We start from the raw sequence: 21,068 nt of genomic DNA on the forward strand, positions 1-21,068 counted from the left end.
CTAATATTATCAGGACGTAGCCTTATTCATCTGCTCCTGCGCCGCGTTGTGCATGGCGGCGGCCTTTACGGGTGGCGCTTCGGCTGTCGAGGGGCTGGACCAGCCTTTGCGCAGCATCTCCTCCACTTGGGCCTTCAGCCGCTTCTGCGATTCGCGGGAGAAGCGCTTCTGCAACATCCGTCCGAATAGCTTAAAGCCCAGCCAATAGAACGGGTTGCTAATGCGGCCAGTCTGTGAAAACGAGTGAATCCGGAACACCACGCGGCCCGTCGTTAGGTTTTTGTGGACCATGAAATCAATCTGGCCCCGCTCGAAATGCCCTTCCAGGGTGCGGTAGTTGTAGCCCCACACCTGCTCCTGCTGGCCATTTTCGAGTGTCCGCCGCTCGTCCGTGACGCCCCCGATGCGCACGCCAAACCAGAACGTGAACAGCAGAAACCGGCCCCGCAGCACCATCACGCGCTTTTCCAGCGGCTGGTCGGGCAGGAAGATGCCGGTGATGAGGCCGGGCGGCGGAAATGTGTAGTTGCGCAGTACTTCGCGGGCCGCAGCCCAGGAGCCATGCGCTTCCGGCGGGCCGGGGGCTTCCAGCGGCAGTTCGGTTTCGTGGTCGTCCACGTTCCAGCCGGCCTCCCGGGTGTATTCGTGCGTGCGTTCGAGGTCGAAGTTGTAGCCCGCGTTGGTGTAAGACTCGAGGCGAGCTTTCTGCAGCTCGTAGAGGGGAATGGGCTTAGGCATCCTGCGTGACTTCAGTTTCGGTGTCGGCTTGCTTTACGGTTTCTACGTGTACCGGCCCCAGCGGCAGGCCGCCGCTGTAGTCGGCCACGCGCTGGCAAAATGTTTCCCAGGTTTGCTGCTGCACCTTGCGGCCCATGCCCAGCGTGTCGTAGGTGAAGGCCACTAGTCCGTCGCGGGAGCGGGCCCAGGAGTGGATTTCGAAGTGCACTGTATCGGGCAAAGACGGGTGTGGACAGAGTGTAAACCGGATGCGGCCCGCCTCAGGGTGGTTTTCCAGCGTCACAAACTCGAAGTAGTCGTCGCCGATTTCTGTCACGCGCACGTCGCCGTTCCAGGGGCCCAGAATCTTGATGCGGAACTCGTCATCAACGCGCAGGCAATGGTCCTGGCCCTGAGATTTTTCGAAGTCAGCCAGAAAATCCGGCGAGAAGTCGGGCACATGGCATTTCACATATTCCAGTAGCTCGGCAGCCGGCTGGCGGGGGTGCTGCACGTCTATCCAGTAACGACGCTCAAAAAAGGCGCCGCTGCCGGTGTGGGCGGGTTGTTCGGATTTCGACATAGCTGAACAGATAAAGCCCTGGGGCTTCTCTCCTAAACGAGCCGACCGGGAATGGGGTTGGTACGCCCTATCTGGAATGCCTACTCTGCGCTCTGGCTAGGGCAAACCCAGTTGCTCCGGGGTTATTAGACTTCCACCAGAGCTAAGTCAAATGGTTTTGCTCCGGTAGGTGTGCGTCTGATAGCGCAAGGCAAGCCGGCCAATCGGTGTACTTTTGCGCACTTTAGCTTCCGTCTATGCTTCCTGCCCGCTATTCTCGTGTCCTGCTGAATCCTCGTTTCGTGGCCCTGCTCTACGCGGTGCTCACCCTTATCGTCACGGCGCAGCACTACCTGAAAGGGCCGCAGTCGTACGATAACTACAAGATTTTCACCTGGCCGTTTTATCATCTGCTGGCGGGCCGCGACCTATACGCCGAGTATCCGGAGCTGTATAGTGCGCCCTTTAAATACAGCCCCACTTTTGCGCTGGCTATGGGCGCGCTGGCCGTGCTGCCCGATTGGCTGGGTCTGCTGCTCTGGAATGTACTCAACAACGTGGTCCTGTTCACGGCCGGGCGACGCCTCTTTCCGGATGCGCGCCGTAGCATGCTGTTTCTGTTGCTGGTGCTCGTGGACATGATGACGGCGCTGCACAACAGCCAGAGCAACGCCCTGCTGCTGGGCCTCATGCTCTGGACCTACATCCACCTGGAGCGCGAAAAAACGGGCTGGGCAGCGGTGTGCGTGGCCTTGGCGTTTTTCCTGAAGATTTACGGGCTGGGCATTGGGCTGCTGTTTCTACTGTACCCGAAGCAGCTGGCGCGCGGGCTGGCGTGGGGACTGGCGGCCACAGCGGTGCTGGCGGCTGCACCGCTAGTGGTGGTGTCGGGGACAACGCTTGCCGGTATCTACCAGAGCTGGTACACGGTAGTGTCGGGGTTCAATACGGCCGTGCAGCTTTCCCTGATGGGCGTGCTGGACACCTGGTTGGGCATCAGCGTGTGGAAGCCGGGCGTGCAGGCCGTTGGGCTGCTGCTACTGCTGCTGCCGCTGGCCCTGTACTGGCGGCAGCGCCAGCACCCCGACTTCCGGCGCCTGTATGTGGCGCTGATTCCGGTGTTCCTGGTGGTGTTCAATCAGGCCGGCGAGTCGCCGATGTACATCATGCCGGTAGCGGGCTTTATGTTCTGGTGGCTGCACTACCGCCACACCACGCCGCTGGCCACCCCATTGCTGGTACTGGTGCTGCTCTTCACCACCTTCGCCTCCACCGACCTATACCCGCATTCCCTGCGCTCCGGCTTCTTCGACACCTACAAAATCAAGGCGGCTCCCATGATTCTGGTCTGGGCCCTGATTCAGAGCCAGCTGCTGCTGTTTCCGCGTTGGCGCGACCGGCTGGCGGCTGCATCGGAGGCAGAAGCAGCCGGTGCTGAGCCGGTCCAGCAGAATATCAGCTGAATAAAGCGGGGCCGAAGCAGGATTGAGCAAACATTCCGCCGGGGTTTGCTCGTAGCAGGGAAACTTCCTCTTTCTGCTACGCTCTATGGCTTACTACCGCCCACCCGGCCCGCCCGCCGATCCACAACTTGTGCGCGACCTGACGCACCTGCAGGAGACTATGCGTGCTCAAGTGCACCTGCTTCCCCTGCCCCAGGCTCCCACCCTCATTGCCGGCTGCGACTCTTCGTTTCCTACCTCTGACACCATTCTGTCGGTGTTTGTGGTGTTGCGCTTTCCGACGCTGGAACTGGTGGAGAAGGTCTATCATACCAGCACCGTCGAGCTGCCGTACATTCCGGGGCTGCTTTCTTTCCGCGAAGCGCCTAATCTGCTGCTGGCGTACCAGAAATTGCAGCATAAACCCGACATCATTATGGTGGATGGGCACGGCATTGCGCACCCGCGCCGCATGGGCATTGCGGCCCATCTGGGCGTGCTGCTAAACAAGCCGACGTTTGGGGTGGCTAAGCAAAAGCTGACTGGCACCTACCAGGAGCCTTCCCTAACCAAAGGCAGTATTTCGCCTTTACTCGACAAAAGCGGTGAGCTGCTGGGCGAAGTCATCCGCTCCAAAGACAAGGTGAATCCGTTGTTTGTGAGCCCCGGCCACCACTGCGACCAGGCCACAGCCACACGCCTTACCCTAGCCTGCCTGCGCGGCTACAAACTCCCTGAGCCTACCCGCCTAGCTGATTACTGGGCCGAGGAATTTAAAAAAGAGCTTATCTAGGATATTACACCATACAGAAGTTTCTATATTAGAGCATCTTCCATCATCATTTCAATTACTATGAAAAGAACCTTTACCCTCCTGCTACTTCTCACTGCCGGCTTGACTGGTACTGGGCTGCACGCGCAACAGCTGTTTTCCAACGGCGGCTTCACTACCGGAGCCACCGCTAAAGACGGCTCAGCAGCGCCCACTGGCTATACCTGGAGCGAAGTACAAAACGACGCCGGCGTGACGACTATCAGCAACACCAACGCTGGTTTCTCGTCGCTGAAGAGCAGCAACTTTGAGCTGGCTGATGACTTTACGGTGCCCGCTGGCCGGCGCTGGACCATCAACTCGGTAGGCGTATATGGCTACCAGACTGGGTATGCCGGCACCACTTCCCCGTTTACGGCCATCTACATCCGTATCTGGAACGGCCCGCCTTCCAGTGCTACTTCGCAGGTAATCTACGGCGACTTGGTAACGAACCGCTTCACCAGCAGCACCGATGCCCTATCGTACCGCATCTTCAACTCGCTGTATCCTGCGCCGTCGGCCACCGGTACCACGCGTAGAATCTGGCGCGTGGTGGCCACGCTGCCTACGCCCGTATCATTGCCAGCGGGTACATACTGGGTTAGTTACTCTACTACTACCACTACCACTACGGCGCATTTCATGGTGCCCGTCACAACGGTTGGGCTCCGCCAGACACCCGGCGCCAACGCTCAGCAGACGGGTTCTACCGGGGCCTGGGCCCCCATTCAGGATGCTGGCAACCCAGCTGGCCCGATTGTAAGCATGGACATGGCGTTTGATCTGCAGGGTACGTCGGTGCTGGGCACTACGGCCGCCACGCCGGAGTTTGCGCTCCGTGTAGGTCCGGTTCCGGCTTCCAGCCTGGCCACAGCGGAGTTTACTTCTCTGAAAAAACCAGCCACTTTCGTCCTGACCGACATTCAGGGCCGCAGTGTATGGAAAGCCAGCAGCGCCGTGGGCAGCACTTCGCTGCAGGTGCCTCTGGACGGCATGGCTGCCGGCACCTATCTGCTCACCATGACGTCGGAGCTGGGCAGCAGCCGGGCGCGCCTGTTGAAGCAATAGTTTAGCACGCTGGCTGCGGCCGGCGCCGTTATATTCCGGGGGAGTCGTTGAGGGCCTGCAGCAGGCTCCCCAGCGACTCCCCCGCTGCTTGCGGTAACTCTAGCAACCGCGCCACCGCCGCATATACTACTTTAGGTGAACCAGCATCGGTCAGAATCCCGCGCTGCTGGCCCGTTTGCGTGGATTTGGAGAGTTTCTGGCCAGCGCTATCCAGCAACAGGCCATGATGCAGAAACTGCGTCTGCTGGAATGGCGCGGCCCCTGGTAGCTGCGTAGCCAGCCACAATTGCGCCGCGGTACTGGGCAGCAGGTCGAGCCCGCGCACAATGAAATTGACGCCCAGCCGCACATCATCCACTACCGAGGCTACTTGATAGGCTGCCACACCATCCTTCCGGCGCACAACAAAGTCGCCCAACTCTTCCGCTAACGGTACAGTCAGGGGGCCTTGCTGCAGATCAGTGAAGCGTAGCTGCGTAGCGGCTGGCACCCGCGCCCGCCAAGCTGTTTCGGGCGTATCGAGTGACATGGCCAATTCCCGGCAGGTGCCGGGGTAACGGCCGTTGGGAGCAGCAGTACGGGCCAAGTCGGTGCGGGAACAGCGGCAGGCGTAGAATCCGTGTAGGTACGCAGCCCGGGCGGCCTGCAGGGCTGATTCGTACGCAGACAGGTATAAGCGCTGCGAATAGTTACGCTCGAAATCGTCGGGGCCGGAAGGGCCGGCATCGTAGTCGAGGCCCAGCCACTGCAGTGTCAGGAAGATATTATCGAGATACGTTGGTCGGAACCGCGCCCGGTCCAAATCGTCGATGCGCAGGTGCAGCCGGCCGCCTACCCGCCGCGTGAGCAGCCAGGTAAGGGTGAAGTTGACGGCGTTGCCGAGGTGCAAAAAGCCACTGGGCGTAGGTGCCAAGCGCGAAACGACGGAAGACAAGATAGATGGCTATATTGTGGAGACTGGCAAATTACGGGGCCGGATATTACTGTCGCCTATACTACCTGTCGCATCATGCAAATCGGTACCGCTGTTAACCTATTCTCCGCCGGCGTATTGGCTTTTATGCTATCCAGCTGCTGCGGCATCTTTGTTCAATGCGACGCATGCGAGCCAAATGCAAGCCTTGTGCTCAACTTCGAGACGAATCTAGGCAACGGCGGCTTTCAATCCAGCGAAATCCGCTCGGCCTATCTTGTGCGCTATACGTTCAACGATTACCAGCGGCCCCTAGATACGCTTCGGCAGCCTACCAGCTACCAATACAACTACCCTTACTTCGAAGAGTCGGGTGTGACGCTTGCCAGCACCGAGCACAGCTACCGCATTGTGGTACCAGCCGCCCAACGGCAGTACGACATCACTGACATTGAGCTGAGCTACGAAAAAGGCACCGGCTGCTGCGCCTGCGACCAACTGCGCCGCCGCAAGTTCAAGCGCGACAACGTCGTCGTTATTGCTGACGCCCCTAACGCCGAGGGGGTGATTCTGCGCCGCTAGCGCGGGGCATTAAACCTGAAAGCTGTTCGGCTATCCATAGAGCATCTGCTATACTTGTAGTTGCTCATGAAACAACTCCTACGCTTTTTGCTTTTGAGCTTGCTTGTGGCCGCGCGGCCTGCTCATTCCCAGCAAACTCTCTATTTCCCACCTGCTACCGGCAGCACCTGGGCCAGCACCGCGCCGCAAGCCCTGGGCTGGTGCCAGCCCCAGCTCGATTCGCTGCTCAATTTCCTCGGCCGCAAAGGCACCAAGTCGTTCATCGTGCTGAAAGACGGGCGCATGGTGGTGGAGCGCTACTATGGCACCTACACGCAGGATTCTATCTGGTACTGGGCCTCCGCCGGCAAGTCGCTCACGGCTATGCTGGTGGGCATTGCGCAGCAGGATGGTCTGCTCAGCCTACAGGACAGCACCACCCGCTACCTGGGCCGGGGCTGGACCACGGCTCCGGCCGTGAAGGAGCGCCTCATTACCGTACAGAATCAGCTTACGATGACAAGCGGCCTCGATGACACGCCGCCTACCCCCTGCAACAACGAAAGCCAGACGCCCAACTGCCTGCTCTACCGCGCTGATGCTGGCACCCGCTGGGCCTACCACACCGGCCCCTACCGCCTGCTGCAGGATGTACTGGCCACTGCCAGCGGCCTCACCATCAACCAGTATACCAACCAGCGGCTGGCCTCCCGCATCGGGATGAGTGGGGCGTGGGTGAACGACGTGTACTATAGCCGGGCCCGCGACATGGCACGTTTTGGTCTGCTCACACTGGCCCGCGGCAACTGGAACGGCACGGCCGTGCTGCGCGACACGGCCTATTTCCGGCGCATGACTACTCCTTCCCAACCCATGGCCACTATTGAGTGCCGGCCGCTGGCTGCCGCTCATCCTGCCTCCCAAAAGGTAACGCTGTACCCGAACCCGACTGCAGAATCCGTGACGGTGGGTCTGCTGCCAGGCAGCAGCCAGCTGCGCCTGCTTGATGCGCTAGGCCGGCCGGTGCAGCACTGGCCGGCTGCTCAAACCACGCTGTCGGTAGCGGAGTTGCGCTCCGGTATGTACTTGCTACAATGGCTGGATACGCAGGGCAGCGTGTTGGCTTCCAAGCAGCTACTCAAACAGTAAGCCCCTACTGCTGAGCGCTCCACCCCAATACGTCTTAGAAAAATCTAAGAAGGAAATAAACTTTTGCAATATAATTGATGTATGTACATATATTTGCAACCAGAACCAGCAAACTACTCTACTTTTCCTTTAGACTCTTCTAGCCATGCAAACCCTGCTTCATACCGCCACTTCCCGCGGACACGCCAGCCACGGCTGGCTCAATTCGTACCACACGTTCAGCTTTGCGGGCTACCAGAATCCGCAGCGTATGCACTTTGGAGTATTGCGCGTCCTGAATGATGATACCGTAGCCGCCGGTATGGGCTTCGGGGCCCATCCCCACGACAACATGGAAATCATCAGCATTCCGCTGGCCGGCACGCTGGAGCACAAGGACAATGCCGGCAACCACGGCATTATCCGGAGCGGCGACGTGCAGGTGATGAGCGCTGGTACCGGCATTGCGCACAGTGAGAAAAACCACAGCCAGAGCGAGGAAGTGAAGTTTCTGCAGATCTGGCTGTTTCCGAACAAGCGCGGCGTGCAGCCCCGCTACGACCAGCAGAATTTCGAGCCCGAAGGCCGCCACAACCAGTTCCAGCAAGTGCTTTCGCCCAACCCCGATGATGCGGGCGTCTGGATCCATCAGGATGCGTGGTTCCATCTGGCCGATTTCGATGCCGGCTTTGCGGCCGACTACCAAGTGAAGCGCCCCAGCAATGGCGTGTATGTATTCGTGCTGGAAGGCGACGTGACCGTGGCCGGCCAACCTTTGCACCGCCGCGACGGTTTCGGACTGTGGGAAACCGACTCGTTTTCCATTCAGGCCGACAGTTCTGCCCGCCTGCTGCTTATGGAAGTGCCCATGCAGCTGCCGCAATAACCGATTCCGGCCGCCTCACTCATCGTTCATCCCAAGAATTCTGCGCTAGCCGCACTACTCATGAAACACGCCCCCACTACCTACCCGGTCCACGAAATAATTCGCAAGCGCTGGAGCCCTCGGGCGTTTGCAAGCTACCCTGTAGCCCCCGAAACACTGGAACAGGTATTTGAAGCCGCTTCCTGGGCCGCCAGCGCCATGAATGAGCAACCCTGGCGCTATATATACGCCCATCACGCCGACCAGGAAAACTTCCAGAAAATGGTGGATTGCCTGATGCCTGGCAACCAGCCCTGGGCTAAAAACGCGCCGGTGCTCATTCTGGCTCTGGCCAAAACGCAGTACGACAATGGCACCCCCAACGGAGCCGCCCTCCACGATTTGGGCTTGGCAAACGGCAACCTGATTCTGGAAGCTACAGCCTTGGGGCTGCATGGCCACTTCATGGGAGGTTTCGACCGGACCAAAGCGCAGGAAACATTCCAACTGCCCGAAAACCTGCAGCCCGCCGTCATGATTGCATTGGGGTATCAGGGGGAAGCGGAGCAGCTGGAAGAGCCGTTTTTGAGCCGCGAGAAAGCGCCGCGCCAGCGCAAAGCCATCGGCGAAATTGCCTTTCATCGTCAGCTTCCAGCTTAGCACCATGCCACACCTGCTCACTAGCGCCGCAAGCCGGGGCCTGAAGGATATCGGCTGGCTGCAAAGCAATTTCTCGCTCAGCTTTGGGCCCTACGCCAACCCCGCCCGCAGCGGATTCGGGCTGTTGCGTGTCTTCAACGACGACTTCGTGCAGCCCGGCAACGGGTTTGGGCTGCATGCACACGCCAACATGGAAATCATTTCGGTGATGCTGGCCGGGCGCATGAACCACAAGGATTCGCTGGGCTACTCCGAGGAGGTAACAACGGATTGGGTGCAGATTATGAGTGCTGGTAGCGGCCTGCGCCACGAAGAGCACAATATCGGCGACGACGAGGTGAACTTTCTGCAGATCTGGATTGAGCCCAAGCTGCAGAACGTGACGCCCCGCTACCAGCGCCGCCACTTCCCGGCCGAAAAGCGCCGCAACCTACTGACCACCATCGTCAGTAATGAGGAAGGCACGGCGCACTGCTGGATCAACCAGAACGCGAAGCTGGCGCTAGGCTACTTTGATGCCGGCCAGCAACTCACGTATGCCCTGAATCCACTCAACAAAGGCGTATTTATCTTTTTGATGGAAGGCGAGCTGACCGTGAATGGCCAAGCAGTAGCGCAGCGGGAAAGTATTGGCCTTTGGGAAACTGCTGAGGTGCAGATAGCATGCTCCGCAGAAAGCAAATTCATCCTGATTGAAGCGCCTATCAACCACTGAGCAATGCGCCATGCGCTATGCACCAAACTGTCCTGCCGAGGTTCTGCCTCCGCAGGACAGTTTGCTTTTATAGAGGTCCATTTGGACACAGATAGGGCCTGAGTATTTGCATTCGAAACGCCGAGTTGAAGCAGGCTTATGTGCGTGCGTTCGGCTGTCAGGCTATATAGTTCAGCTTGTACTATTTCATTGCCACAATTAATTCCTTAAATAGTCCTTAACCAAGCCACAACCTGCAGATAATGACGTTACTATAGGCTGCAACTTGGATTTTATTCCGAAATTCGGGGCCAAAGTCGTTTGCTCAATCTATAGTATGAAACAAACTTTCCTCTTGCTTGCCCTAAGTCTGGCGGGTCTGGCCAGCCGGGCTCAGAACCTGCCGTACCAGCTACCGCCCAAAGCCATTGCGACGCTGGCCGAAGCTCCGCCAACGCCGCGGGTCAGCATTTCGCCCAACGGACAGTGGATGCTGATGATGGATGTGCAGGATATGCCGGCCATTGCTGATTTGTCGCAGCCGGAGCTCCGGCTGGCCGGCCTGCGCATTAATCCGCGTACGAATGGCCCCAGCCGGGTTAACTATGCCACTACGCTCCGTCTGAAGCGCCTGCCCGACGGCAAGGAGCTGTTGGTGCAGGGGTTGCCCGCCAACGCCCGCATCAGCGAGGTGAACTGGTCGCCGGACAACTCCCGGATTGCCTTCACGCACACCACGGACAACCATATGGAGCTGTGGCTGGCCGATGTATCAGCGGCTTCGGCGCGGTTGGTGCCTAACCTGTTTCTGAACGGCGTGTTCGGCTCTTCGTACGAGTGGGTTTCGGACAGCAAAAACCTGATTGCACGCGCCATTGTGGGCGGACGCGGCGAGGTGCCCTCGACTTTGGTGCCTCCTACCGGCCCTACCATTCAGGAAAACAAAGGCCGCACGGCCGCCGCGCGCACCTACCAAGACCTTCTGAAAAGCCCCGCCGATGAGCGGCTGTTCCAATACTTCGCGCTGGCCCAAACCGTGCGAGTAGGGGTTGATGGCCGCATGCAGCCGCTGGGCGAGCCGGGCATCATTCAGCAGGCCTCGCCTTCGCCGAATGGCCGCTTCGTGTTGGTAAAAACGCGCCACCGTCCTTTTTCCTATACGCTGCCCGTGAGCAGCTTCCCGGTGCGGGTAGATGTGCTGAGCATGGAAGGCCCCGTGGTGAAAACCCTCGATGACCTGCCGCTGGCCGACAACGTACCCACCAGTTTCGATGCCGCCCCGACGGGCCCACGCGCCCACGGCTGGCGCGAAGACGCTCCGGCAACTGTGTACTGGGTAGAAGCCCAAGATGGTGGTGACCCGAAAACCGCCGCTCCCGTGCGCGACAAGATTTTTGCTCTCGCTGCTCCGTTTGAAGGGTCGGCACTGGAGCTGGCCGCGCTACCGTTGCGCTTCGCCGGAATCTACTGGGGCACCGACAAGCTGGCGCTGGTGGAAGGCTACCGCTGGGCTGACCGCCACGAAACGATGTGGACGCTTGACTTGGCTACCAAAACCTCGCTCACTGTACTCTTCGACCGGTCGTCGCAGAATACCTACACCGACCCTGGCACGCCTTACCTGACCCGCAACGCGCTGGGCCGCTCCGTGCTGGCCACCGATGCGTCCAGCAGCACAATCTACTTGTTTGGCATGGGAGCTTCGCCGGAAGGCGACCGTCCTTTCGTGGACGAGTTGAACGTGCGCACGAAGAAAAGCCTACGCTGGTGGCGCTCGGCGGCACCCTACTACGAGGTGCCGCTCACAATTCTGGATGCCGGCAAACGCCAGCTCGTGACGCGCCGTGAGGCCGTGAACGAGGCCCCCAACTATTTCCTGCGCGACACGCGTGGTGGCCGGTTGGTAGCTCTCACCCGCTTCACCAACCCCTACGCTAGCCTCGGCGGCCTGAAAAAGCAGGTGCTCAAATACAAGCGCCCCGACGGCGTAGAGCTGACCGCCAACCTGTATCTACCGCCGGCTTACAAGAAGGAAGATGGCGCGCTGCCCACGTTGCTGGAGGCCTATCCCGTAGAATTCAAGGATAAGAAGGACGCCGGCCAGGTAAAAGGCTCTCCCTACGCCTTCACGCGCCTCTCGTGGGGCTCGCCGGTATACTGGGTGACGCAGGGCTACGCGGTGCTGCAGGGCACCAGCATTCCGATTGTGGGCGAAGGCGACAAACAGCCCAACGACACGTACACCGAGCAGCTTGTGGCCTCCGCCAAAGCGGCCATCGACGAAGGCCAGCGCCTGGGCGTGGTGGACCCCAAACGCGTGGCCGTAATGGGCCACAGCTATGGGGCCTTCATGACGGCCAATCTGCTGGCGCACTCGAGCCTGTTTAAAGCGGGTATTGCACGTAGCGGTGCCTACAACCGTACGCTCACGCCGTTCGGCTTCCAGGGTGAGGAGCGCACTTACTGGCAGGCTTCGGAAGTCTATAACGCTATGTCGCCGTTCAACTACGCCGACAAAATTAAGACCCCAATTCTGCTAATTCATGGTGAGGCCGACAACAACTCCGGCACGTTCCCGATGCAGAGTGAGCGGTTTTACAGCGCCCTGAAAGGCCACGGTGCCACGGTGCGCTACGTAGTGCTGCCTGCCGAGTCGCATGGCTATGCGGCACGCGAGTCCATCATGCACATGCTCTGGGAAATGAACTCGTGGCTGGACAAATACGTGAAGAACCCAGCAGCGGCGGAAACCGCCCCGACTGTTACGGAGGCTCCCGGCAACTAGCAAAAAGCTCCCGACCTTAGTCAAGCACCCTGAACATGTCGTTCAGGGTGCTTTTTTTATGTTCTACAGCAGAAAACCTAGCCGCGTGAAGCTGGAGTGTAAGATCATGGCCAACTGGTAACCCAATCCTGACAGTCTGCGTTTTAAGGCACATAATCAGTTTACTACCTCTAACCTCAGACGTCATGAAAACTCTCAAGATATATGTAGCCATGCTGTCGGCCGTACTTATGCTGGGCAGCACAGTGGCTTCGCCGGAAGTACATGCCCAGACCAAGAAAAGCTGGAGTAAAAAGGCCAAAGGTGCCGCCATTGGTGGTGGCGCTGGCGCCGCAACCGGTGCAGTAGTAGGTGGCGGTAAAGGTGCTATTGTAGGCGGCGTAGTAGGTGCCGCCGCAGGTGGCGTTATTGGCCGCAAAAAAGACAAGAAGAAAGACCCGGTACGCTACCAGGAATACTCGAAGAAAGACTAGTGCAATTCAAATCGGCGCTAGTTAAAAAAGGCCCCGCACCAACTGGTGCGGGGCCTTTTTATAGTATAGGACTAGTGCTTAGCAGCCGCATGAAGCAGCCGCCGTGTTGTCGGAAGCTGCGGTGGCCGGAGTCGGGCCGCAGGGGAAGAGGCCGAAGTGCTGCTCCTTGTTGCCTAGCACCTGGAAGTGGGCGCCGTAGCGCGTGTGGCTCACCATATCGGCGGTGTTGCCGCATACCAGCATGGGCCGGCCGGTTTCGAACAGGTGGTGGTCGTCGAGGGCGAAGGTGTGGGCGTGGCCGGGAATGGTGCCGTTGTAGATGGCCACCTGGCCGTGGTCTTCGCACCGATCTTCGAGGTCGAGCTTGAAGGCGCGCACCGTGAGCGAGTAGAACCTGATGTTGCCGACTTTCTGCTCGATTTCGGGGTTGTCGATAGTGAGGCGGCGGCTGGCCGTGAGGCGGTAGTCGCGGATGCCGAGGCTGTGCAGCAGGCGCCGGAAATCCTCGGTATAAAGCGCGCCGCTAAGGCACTCGCCGTACAGCACCGGGTCCTGGCGCAGGCTTTCCGGAATGCGGCGGTCGGCAAACACATCGGCAATATGCAGCTCGCCGCCGGGCTTCAACACCCGGAAAATCTCGCGGTAGGTGGCTTCTTTGTCGGTGCTGAGGTTGAGCACGCAGTTGCTGACCACCACGTCCACGCTGTTGTCGGCCAGGTCGGCGGTGTGCAGGTCCTCGATGTAACCGTGCCGGAACTCTACGTTGGGCCGGGCATAACCGAAACGGGCCGTATGCGCATCAATATGGCGGCGTGCCACGGCCAGCTGCTCCTCGGTCATGTCTACCCCGATAACGTGGCCGGACTCGCCTACCAGCTTCGAGAGCAAATAAGCGTCGCGGCCGCTGCCCGAGCCCAGGTCGAGCACGGTGCAGCCTTCTACCAGCGGGGGCACAGCCACGCCGCAGCCGTAATATTTTTCCAGCACCTCAGGTTCCAGCTGAGCCAGAATGCGCTTGTGCGCCTCCGGAATATCGTCAGTGCAGCAGGCGTTGGTTTGCAGGTCCTGCTGGGTTTGCAGCTGGCGGCCGTAGTAGTCCTGAACCTGGTGTTGGGTGAGTTCTTCCATACAAGAGTAAATGTAGGCTGTAAATGACGTATCGGCCTTATTCCCGCACCCAGGCCACCTTTTCAGCTAGTGGTTTGCGGATGTTTTTGCCGGGTTGCTGCTGCACATAGCCGAGCGAGAAAAAGCCCAGTAGCCGGTCATCGGGCCCCAGCCCCAAAAACGGTTTGGCTTCTTCCAGATACGTAATGCCGCCGCTGCCCCAGTAGCCGCCCAAACCATACGCAGTAGCTGAGAGATGCAGATTTTGCACGGCGCAAGCCACGGCCTCAATTTCCTCTACCTCCGGCACTTCGGCGTGGCGTTTCATGCCAATGGCAATGACGTGGGAGCAGCGCAAGGGGTTGGCTGCCAGCTTCTCATACTTGCCCTGCTGAAATTTCTCACCGGCCCGCTCCCGGTACAGCGTTGCCTGAAAATCGGCGAGCTTCTGCAAGCCTGCCCCGCTAAACACCACAAAGCGCCACGGCTCAGTGCGCTTGTGTGTGGGCGCCCAATTGGCATTTTCGAGGAGCTGCTCAATAACACCATCGGGAATGACCTGCCCTGGCACGAACTGCACAGGCTGAATGCTACGCCGAGCCCGAATAAGACGATTGAATTCTTGGGTATCGAAGGATGTGGGATGCAACATGAAGGCGAATGTTGATACTGGAGTAAAGAACCTGCGAACAGGAAGTAAGTTGCCTGAGTTGTGGCACAGCCTGAACGTATAATGCGGGCTTTTTGGGGCAATATGCAACCTACAACAGTTCTTTTCAGATAGAGTACGGTATGCAGCTTTTCGTTTTTACCACTCTTCACGACACCGCGCGGCAGCTGCTGCGCAGCCAACTACCGGCCGAAGTACAGCCGGTATTCCGGCAGGAACTTCCTGCTGATGACCAGCAACCTGCTTTCCAGCGTGCAGACGTGCTATTGGGTAACCCACCTCTGGAATGGTTTGCCGCCGGCCCGCCTTCCGGCCTCCGGTTCTGGCAGATTGATTCGGCCGGCATCGAGCGGTACCAGGATATAAACGTCAGCTTTCCGGTGGCCAACGTCGGCGACTTTTTTGCGTGGCCCTGCGCCGAAACCATTGTAGCGGGCATTCTGGGTTGGTATCGGCATATTCCGGAGCTGGCCGTGCTGCAAAGCCGCCGCGAATGGGTGGGCGCACCAATTCGGAGCCGCGTGGGGCTGTTACGCAACAAACGGGTGATAATTCTGGGTAGTGGCGCTATTGGGCAGGCCGTGGCCGAGCAGCTGGCTGGCTTCCGCTGCTACATCAGGTTCTTGGCCCGCACTGACCCTAAGGCGCAGCTGCATTCTACAGAAGAGCTGCTAGCTGCGCTGCCCGAAACCGACGTGGTAGTAAACTGCTTGCCAGGCAGCGCCGAAAACTTCTTTTCTGCCGAACTGGTGCAGGCGCTGCCCGCACACAGCCTGTATGCCAGCATCGGGCGCGGTAACACCACCGACGAGCCGGCCCTGGTAGCGGCGCTGCAGGCCGGCCAACTGGCCGGCGCAGTCCTTGACGTAACGGCCCAGGAGCCGCTACCGACTGACCATCCTTTTTGGCAGATGCCCAACGTGCTGCTCACCCAGCATAGCGGCGGTGGCCAGCCTCACGAAGACGAAGGCAAGGTAAAAATCCTGCTGCGCAACCTCCAGCACTTACTACGACAGGAGCCCCTGGAAAACGTAGTGACGCTAAAGAAGGGGTATTGATTCTGAGCCGCCAAAGCCGGATATAATACTACTCATCAGTTAACCGCCGAGTACGCCTGGGAAGCAACCCCTGGAATTCAAACGCCTTCGTAGCAGATTTCGGCTATTTCTACCGTTTCCTCCTTCGGGCCCAGCCGCAACGACACAATCTGGCCCAGCTGGCAGCCCTGTATTACGCGCGCTATAGGCGCAGTGAAGGCTATTTTGCCGTCCGCCACCGATGCCTCATCAACCCCCACAATAGTGAAGCGCCGCTCTGCTCCTGATATGCCGCCGCTACGGGTGCGCAGCATAACGGTAGCACCAAAACGCACTTCCGTTGGAGGCTGGGTGCGGGGGTCTACTAGCCGGGCACTGGCAATACGGTCATTCAGGGCACTGATGCGGGCATTGTAGATAGTCAGCTGCCGGGTGCGGTCAGCTTCGTTTTCGCGGTTCGACTCGGCACGGGCGCGTCCGGTTTCTAAGGCAGTCAATTCGGCACGTAGCTGCTCCAGGCCCTGCGGCGTAACATAGTTGGGAGTGCCCGCAGGCAAGGGGGCACGTGAAGGCACAATCGGCGCCTCCAGCGAATCGTCTTCTTTGGTAAATGCGCGACTCATGGCCCTTCCTAACGCAGGGCTGCAGCTAGGGTTATGGTGCGGCACCGCGTTCCAGACGCACTTTACCACGCCGGTTGCCCGCCCATTAGCACACAGGTATGTAGCCGAGCGCAGGGTCGCGCGGCAGGCTTGCAGCTAGTTGCTCAATTACTGGTTTACTGGCCTGGAATCACGCCCAGCAGGTGCAGAACCCAGCCGAATAAATAGAAGCCCGGAATCAGCAGAATGTAGGCCCACCAAGGCAGGTAGCTGAGCCGATTCGCCAGCCCCATTGGTCGTCTTTGTCTGGTCAGCATGGTCGGGAGCCAACGTTAGTGTGTTGACTAAGAGAAGATACGCATTTTCACCCCCCATTGTCAAGCCCTCTGGCCGGGCAGAAATCAAACACCTACAGCAACTTCCACACGGCTCATCCGGTACACCGTACACGGCTTATTCCTCCCTCACCATGACCACGCTCCGCTCCTTCTCCGCTGATAGCGAAACAGCCCTTTGGCACCAGGTGGCCACCGACATGGCCCAGCAACCCGACCTGCTGGAATACAGCGCCGAACTGCAGCAAAACGGATTCCGCATCCGCTTCGAGCTAGACATTGACCTGGGCGGCGGCTTTGAGGGAGGGTATGAACTCACCTCATTCACGGCGACAGTGCCGGGCCAGCAGGCACTGAATTTTGCCCTGCACGAGCAGGACTGGGTGCATGAACTGGGGAAGCTGCTGGGCCTAACGGACGTAGAACTTGGCGACACAGAACTGGACGATGCCTTCATCATTACGACCAACAACCCGGATGAATTGCGCACGCTCCTTCTCTCCGATCCGGCTGTGCGCCACACCCTACTCAAGTATCAGGAGCTGCGCCTTGAGCTGACACCCGCTAGCCACGCCCCCGATGCAGAAGTGCTGCTCACTTTCACCAAGGAACAGGCTCTTACTGACCCAGGCCAATTGCAGGAAATCTACCACCTGCTCTATCTGCTACTGCAGCAGCTTCAGGTTATGGCCAATTAGTGCGTACCGTGTAGCGTGCACTACCTTGGGCGGCCAACCCCGCCCCCAGTTGGCCATATTCCACGGCTGTTCCTTCGGCTTCTCACTACCTATTTTCTCTTCTCCATGCAGTACATCGTCACGCTCACGCTCAACCCAACCGTTGATAAGAGTACCACGGCCGACCAGATTGTTCCGGACCAGAAGCTACGGTGCGCAACGCCCAAATTCGAGCCGGGTGGGGGCGGCATCAACGTATCGAGGGCACTGAAGCGGCTAGGCGCCGACTCGGTGGCGGTGTTTCCCGCGGGCGGGCCTACTGGCACGCTGCTACGCGAGCTGCTGGCCCAGGAGCAGATTCAGCAGATGCCTGTGGAAACGGTGAGCCGCACCCGCGAGAATTTTATCGTGGTAGATGCCTCCAACGGCCAGCAGTACCGCTTTGGGATGCCAGGCACAGAACTGTCCATGGAAGAGCAGCAACAGGTGCTAACGACCCTCAGGAGCCTACCGGCCAAGCCCGATTTCCTGGTGATTAGCGGAAGCCTGCCGCCCGGTGTAGAGCCCGATTTCCTGGTGCGCGTCGTGCATGCGGCCAAGGAAATGGGTATCAAGGTAGTCGTCGATACATCAGGGCCGGCGCTGCAGCAGGTGCTGAACGAAGGCGTGTATCTGGCCAAACCAAACGTGGGAGAGCTGAGTAAGATGGCGGGCGTGGATGAGCTGGACAACGAAGCGGTGGCGGCATTTGCGCAAAAGCTGGTGCAGGGCGGCAACTGCGACATTCTGGTTGTGTCGCTCGGGCCCCAGGGTGCCTGTGTCGTCACCAAAGATTCCGTAGACCATATTCCGGCCCCCGCCGTGCGAAAGCGTAGTACCGTGGGGGCCGGCGACAGTATGGTGGCGGGTTTAGTCTACGGGCTGTCTACGGGCCTCTCGATACGCGAAACGGGCCGTCTGGGCGTAGCGTGCGGTACGGCCGCTACCATGAACCCCGGCACAGAACTGTTCAAAAAGGCCGACGTGGAAAAGCTCTACCGCTGGCTGCTGCAGTCTATGCCTATGGCGGCCTGACCAACATAGAGCATACGACTTCTATGGGAGGAATTTCTGCAGTTGCCGGGCATTTAGCACGCCTGCTCCGCCAATACCGTTGTTGAAGTACACATACACTTCTTTTACGCTTGGCTCAGCCTGAATTTCCTGGGCTACTCGCTGCAGAAACTCCTCGCTGTAAGCAGAGGTGTAGAGCACCGGCACGCCATGAAAGCGGTAGTATACCTGCGGCGTATTGACTATTACGTCGTCGGGTAGCGGGGCTGGGTAGCTTTGCCCGCAGAAGCTAATGCCATGGCGCGCCAGCGTCCGGAATATTTCCCCATCCCACCAGCTCGGATGCCGAAACTCCAGCACGTTGTGAAACGCTGGGTCCAGTAGTTCCAGAATACGGTCCAGCAACTCTTCTGTGTAGGCTGCTTTGGGTGGCAGCTGAAACAGCACGGGCCCCAGCTTCTCTTTCAGGCCTTCCCGCACGGTGCCGTAGAAATCGGAGAGTATAGGGGCGGCCTCGGCGTTGAATTTCTTGTAGTGCGTTACCTGGCGCGGCGCTTTCACAGCAAACCGGAAGTCGGGCGGGCTTTGCGCATACCAGCCCTCAAACACCTTCAGCTCCGGCATCCGGTAGAAGGTCACGTTTACTTCCAAGGTGTTGAACTGGGTGCAGTAGTACGCAAACCACTTGCGCGGCGGCAGGCCTTCCGGGTATAGCACGCCCTTCCAGTCGCGGTAAGAAAAGCCGGAGCAACCGATGTAGATAGCAGGCATACAGGAGCAGATGCAGTGTGTGGCTGCTCTTACGCAAAACGCGTGGCTGCAGTGCTCCTGCCGCTCGTCCTATGGCTTACCGCACCACGTCAAACCAGCCTTTGTAGCGGGTGCCATCGGCCAGTTGGCAGAGATAGTAATACATGCCGGCGCTGGTGCTTTCGCCGCCGTAGTCGTTGCGGTAGTCGGCAGAATAATAGAGCTGGCGCCCCCACCGGTTGAAAATGGTCAGCTGCGTGTTGGGGTGGCGCTCCAGATTCTGAATTTCGAATACATCATTGCGGCCGTCTCCATTGGGAGTGATGACATTGAAAAACGCCAGGCAGGCGTCGTCCGGGCTGATGCGCAGCGAGGTAACACAGGTCGTCAGGGCCGGATTGGCTACCTGCAGTACGGCACTGGCCCCACGCACTACATCTACCAACACCGTGTTCGTGCCCTGCCCGCTTACAATGGTGCCATCCGTCACAGACCACTGGTACGCACCCAGCGGGCCCTCAATGGTGTAAGTAAGACCCCTATTAGCTGCCAGACAATACAGCCCTGCTCCTGTAATTTGGGGCCCTGGTTTCACCTGCACCTGCCGCGACACCGAATCGGTGGGACAACCGGACGATGCTATACCGCGCACCGTGACGGTGCCTGTACCGCCGGTCAGCCAGTTCACCTGCACGGTTCGGCCGGTGGCTGGCTCTACTATGGTACCGCCCTGGGCCGTCCATCTGTACTGCGGAAAGTTTGCCCCCAGCGCCGTATAGGTGCCCAGCGCCTGAGCACACAGCACCGAGTCGCCGCGCAGGCCGGCAGGTGGCGCTACCCCCATCACCGTGATGCGGAAGACAGCCACTACAAACTTGCTGTTGCAGGCCTGGTCTGCTACCGATATAACCACATCGTAGGGAGCAGCGCGGGCCAGCCCACAGTCAGCTTGCAGCCGGAATATGCCTGCTACTGTACCGGAGCCAGCTACGCTGACGATGCCCGGCGCACTGCCAGTACCGGTGCCGGTCTGTCCGTTCAGAGTAGCATCAATTGGGCCAGCGCCATCGAGTAGTACACTGCTTACCGTCATTGTCAGCGGCTGTGCGTCCGGATCAGTAGCCGTAACGGTGAAATCCAGTGCCTGTCCTTCGGTCACTACAAAATCCTGGCGGACAGTGCTGGCTGCCGTGAAAACGGGCGGCTGGTTGATGCCACCGCCGCAGTTGCGCACCGTAATCTGAATGTCACGGCGTACGGTCCCCAGCAGCGCCTCCTGCCCATTAATTATGCGAAACTCCCGCACATCGATGGCGAGCAGAAAGGTCCCGACCTGCGTGCCCAGGTAGCGCGCAATGCCGCTACGGGCATCGACGGCGGCATAGCCCGTGGGCCCGAAGGGAGCCTGGGCGCTAAAGTCCGGGCCATAAGTTACTGGCGCGTCTGGCACTACATTTTCATTGGGAGTAGCCAGGCTGTAGCTGAGCCGGTCCCCGTCGGCATCATAGGCATTGTTCACCACGAGCGTCGTGTCGCCAAGGCAGATGACTGCGCCGGCATTGCTGGAAAAGACGGGCGAGGAATTGACCAGCATGGGCGGCGTCATATCCACCGACAGCGCCATGGCACTGCCTTCTGAATAGGCCAGATTGGCAATACCGGCGTTGCGGTTGCGGGAAATTATGGTGGCCAGATAGCCCTGGCTTATAGCCGGCAACGAAACTGTGGTGACATAGATGGCCAGCGTTACGCGTGGTGCCCGCTCGGTGCAGCCTGGCAACAGCGCCGGCGTAATCTCGCTGAAGCTGCGCCGCCCCACATTGACCTGTACCAGCTGCCGCGGATTGGCTTCCTTGCTGAAAACGGTGATGGGCAGAGTCGCGCTGCCATTCGGAGCCGCAGAGCCAACTTCCTTGTTGAAATAGACCCGGGCTGTAATCTGATACCGGTACGGATTGGCCGTTGTTCCTCTGGCATCCAGATATACGTAGCTCAACTCACCGCCCACCAGATGCGTGGCCGTGGTCGTCCGGAGCCCGGCAACCAGCCACAGGAGCGTGAGTAGACATATCCGTAGTAGAGTAGCTGGCATAGAATTGTGGCTGATACTAAGCGTGTAGCCTAAGATAAGCGTTTACAGTTGCACTCACTTCAG

The 21,068-nt window shown here is 59.2% G+C and carries 22 protein-coding genes; 13 read left to right on the top strand and 9 right to left on the bottom strand.

Annotation, left to right across the window (positions count from 1 at the left end):
* Positions 1-9: 9 nt before the first annotated feature.
* Complete coding sequence (locus H4317_RS16110; RefSeq protein ID WP_185887589.1) at positions 10-738, bottom strand: DUF1990 domain-containing protein; 729 nt, start codon at positions 736-738, stop codon at positions 10-12.
* Positions 731-1,300, bottom strand: a complete 570-nt coding sequence (locus H4317_RS16115) for a DUF1990 family protein (RefSeq protein ID WP_185887590.1) — start codon at positions 1,298-1,300, stop codon at positions 731-733. The genes H4317_RS16110 and H4317_RS16115 overlap by 8 nt, the downstream gene beginning before the upstream one ends.
* 236 nt (positions 1,301-1,536) lie before the next feature.
* On the opposite strand from H4317_RS16115, the gene H4317_RS16120 reads away from it, so the two are divergent.
* The 3 genes from H4317_RS16120 (at position 1,537) to H4317_RS16130 (ending at position 4,603) form a co-directional block, all read left to right on the top strand.
* Positions 1,537-2,742, top strand: a complete 1,206-nt coding sequence (locus tag H4317_RS16120; protein WP_185887591.1) for a glycosyltransferase family 87 protein — start codon at positions 1,537-1,539, stop codon at positions 2,740-2,742.
* Positions 2,743-2,827: 85 nt separating this feature from the next.
* Entirely contained in the window at positions 2,828-3,514 is a 687-nt protein-coding gene (gene nfi, locus H4317_RS16125) for a deoxyribonuclease V (protein WP_185887592.1), read from the top strand.
* 60 nt (positions 3,515-3,574) lie between these two features.
* Positions 3,575-4,603 (top strand): T9SS type A sorting domain-containing protein, encoded by a 1,029-nt coding sequence (locus tag H4317_RS16130; RefSeq protein ID WP_185887593.1) that lies wholly within the window; start codon positions 3,575-3,577, stop codon positions 4,601-4,603.
* Positions 4,604-4,631: 28 nt separating this feature from the next.
* Here H4317_RS16130 and H4317_RS16135 read toward each other — a convergent pair whose 3' ends face one another.
* Positions 4,632-5,537: a glutamate--tRNA ligase family protein gene (locus H4317_RS16135; protein ID WP_185887594.1), complete on the bottom strand. Its 906-nt coding sequence runs from the start codon at positions 5,535-5,537 to the stop codon at positions 4,632-4,634.
* 189 nt (positions 5,538-5,726) lie between these two features.
* Here H4317_RS16135 and H4317_RS16140 point away from each other — a divergent pair, with 189 nt between their 5' ends.
* From H4317_RS16140 to H4317_RS16170, 7 genes are all read left to right on the top strand, one after another.
* Positions 5,727-6,098, top strand: coding sequence for a hypothetical protein (locus H4317_RS16140; protein ID WP_185887595.1), 372 nt, complete (start codon positions 5,727-5,729; stop codon positions 6,096-6,098).
* 66 nt (positions 6,099-6,164) lie between these two features.
* Entirely contained in the window at positions 6,165-7,226 is a 1,062-nt protein-coding gene (locus tag H4317_RS16145; protein ID WP_185887596.1) for a serine hydrolase domain-containing protein, read from the top strand.
* Positions 7,227-7,371: 145 nt separating this feature from the next.
* On the top strand, positions 7,372-8,091 hold the full coding sequence (locus tag H4317_RS16150) for a pirin family protein (RefSeq protein ID WP_185887597.1): 720 nt from the start codon (positions 7,372-7,374) through the stop codon (positions 8,089-8,091).
* Between the two features lie 60 nt (positions 8,092-8,151).
* Positions 8,152-8,730, top strand: coding sequence for a nitroreductase family protein (locus tag H4317_RS16155; protein ID WP_185887598.1), 579 nt, complete (start codon positions 8,152-8,154; stop codon positions 8,728-8,730).
* Positions 8,731-8,734: 4 nt separating this feature from the next.
* Positions 8,735-9,445 carry a pirin family protein gene (locus tag H4317_RS16160; protein ID WP_185887599.1) on the top strand — a complete coding sequence of 237 codons (711 nt, stop codon included), beginning with the start codon at positions 8,735-8,737 and terminating at the stop codon, positions 9,443-9,445.
* A 316-nt stretch (positions 9,446-9,761) separates the two neighbouring features.
* A complete protein-coding gene (locus tag H4317_RS16165; RefSeq protein ID WP_185887600.1) occupies positions 9,762-12,209 on the top strand; it encodes an alpha/beta hydrolase family protein in 2,448 nt (815 codons plus the stop codon).
* A 185-nt stretch (positions 12,210-12,394) separates the two neighbouring features.
* Positions 12,395-12,682: a YMGG-like glycine zipper-containing protein gene (locus H4317_RS16170; protein WP_185887601.1), complete on the top strand. Its 288-nt coding sequence runs from the start codon at positions 12,395-12,397 to the stop codon at positions 12,680-12,682.
* A 78-nt stretch (positions 12,683-12,760) separates the two neighbouring features.
* Here H4317_RS16170 and H4317_RS16175 read toward each other — a convergent pair whose 3' ends face one another.
* Together H4317_RS16175 and H4317_RS16180 are read right to left on the bottom strand one after the other, a co-directional pair.
* Positions 12,761-13,810, bottom strand: coding sequence for a methyltransferase domain-containing protein (locus tag H4317_RS16175; protein ID WP_185887602.1), 1,050 nt, complete (start codon positions 13,808-13,810; stop codon positions 12,761-12,763).
* 37 nt (positions 13,811-13,847) lie between these two features.
* Positions 13,848-14,441, bottom strand: a complete 594-nt coding sequence (locus H4317_RS16180; RefSeq protein WP_185887603.1) for a nitroreductase family protein — start codon at positions 14,439-14,441, stop codon at positions 13,848-13,850.
* Between the two features lie 140 nt (positions 14,442-14,581).
* Between H4317_RS16180 and H4317_RS16185 the strand changes: the two genes are divergently transcribed.
* Positions 14,582-15,517 (top strand): D-2-hydroxyacid dehydrogenase, encoded by a 936-nt coding sequence (locus tag H4317_RS16185; protein WP_185887604.1) that lies wholly within the window; start codon positions 14,582-14,584, stop codon positions 15,515-15,517.
* A gap of 77 nt (positions 15,518-15,594) precedes the next feature.
* On the opposite strand, the gene H4317_RS16190 is transcribed toward H4317_RS16185, so the two are convergent.
* Together H4317_RS16190 and H4317_RS16195 are read right to left on the bottom strand one after the other, a co-directional pair.
* Positions 15,595-16,119 carry a GreA/GreB family elongation factor gene (locus H4317_RS16190; RefSeq protein ID WP_185887605.1) on the bottom strand — a complete coding sequence of 175 codons (525 nt, stop codon included), beginning with the start codon at positions 16,117-16,119 and terminating at the stop codon, positions 15,595-15,597.
* A gap of 155 nt (positions 16,120-16,274) precedes the next feature.
* Positions 16,275-16,415, bottom strand: a complete 141-nt coding sequence (locus H4317_RS16195; RefSeq protein ID WP_185887606.1) for a hypothetical protein — start codon at positions 16,413-16,415, stop codon at positions 16,275-16,277.
* Positions 16,416-16,567: 152 nt separating this feature from the next.
* On the opposite strand from H4317_RS16195, the gene H4317_RS16200 reads away from it, so the two are divergent.
* Both H4317_RS16200 and H4317_RS16205 read left to right on the top strand, forming a co-directional pair.
* The gene (locus H4317_RS16200) at positions 16,568-17,131 is read left to right on the top strand and encodes a hypothetical protein (protein WP_185887607.1); all 564 of its coding nucleotides are present in this window, start codon (positions 16,568-16,570) and stop codon (positions 17,129-17,131) included.
* A 105-nt stretch (positions 17,132-17,236) separates the two neighbouring features.
* A complete protein-coding gene (locus H4317_RS16205) occupies positions 17,237-18,184 on the top strand; it encodes a 1-phosphofructokinase family hexose kinase (protein WP_185887608.1) in 948 nt (315 codons plus the stop codon).
* A gap of 21 nt (positions 18,185-18,205) precedes the next feature.
* Here H4317_RS16205 and H4317_RS16210 read toward each other — a convergent pair whose 3' ends face one another.
* Together H4317_RS16210 and H4317_RS16215 are read right to left on the bottom strand one after the other, a co-directional pair.
* Positions 18,206-18,934 carry a DUF72 domain-containing protein gene (locus H4317_RS16210; RefSeq protein WP_185887609.1) on the bottom strand — a complete coding sequence of 243 codons (729 nt, stop codon included), beginning with the start codon at positions 18,932-18,934 and terminating at the stop codon, positions 18,206-18,208.
* Positions 18,935-19,010: 76 nt separating this feature from the next.
* Positions 19,011-21,005 carry a T9SS type B sorting domain-containing protein gene (locus H4317_RS16215; protein ID WP_185887610.1) on the bottom strand — a complete coding sequence of 665 codons (1,995 nt, stop codon included), beginning with the start codon at positions 21,003-21,005 and terminating at the stop codon, positions 19,011-19,013.
* Positions 21,006-21,068 lie beyond the last annotated feature (63 nt).

The organism is Hymenobacter sediminicola (assembly GCF_014250515.1).
GTDB classification, from domain to species: domain Bacteria; phylum Bacteroidota; class Bacteroidia; order Cytophagales; family Hymenobacteraceae; genus Hymenobacter; species Hymenobacter sediminicola.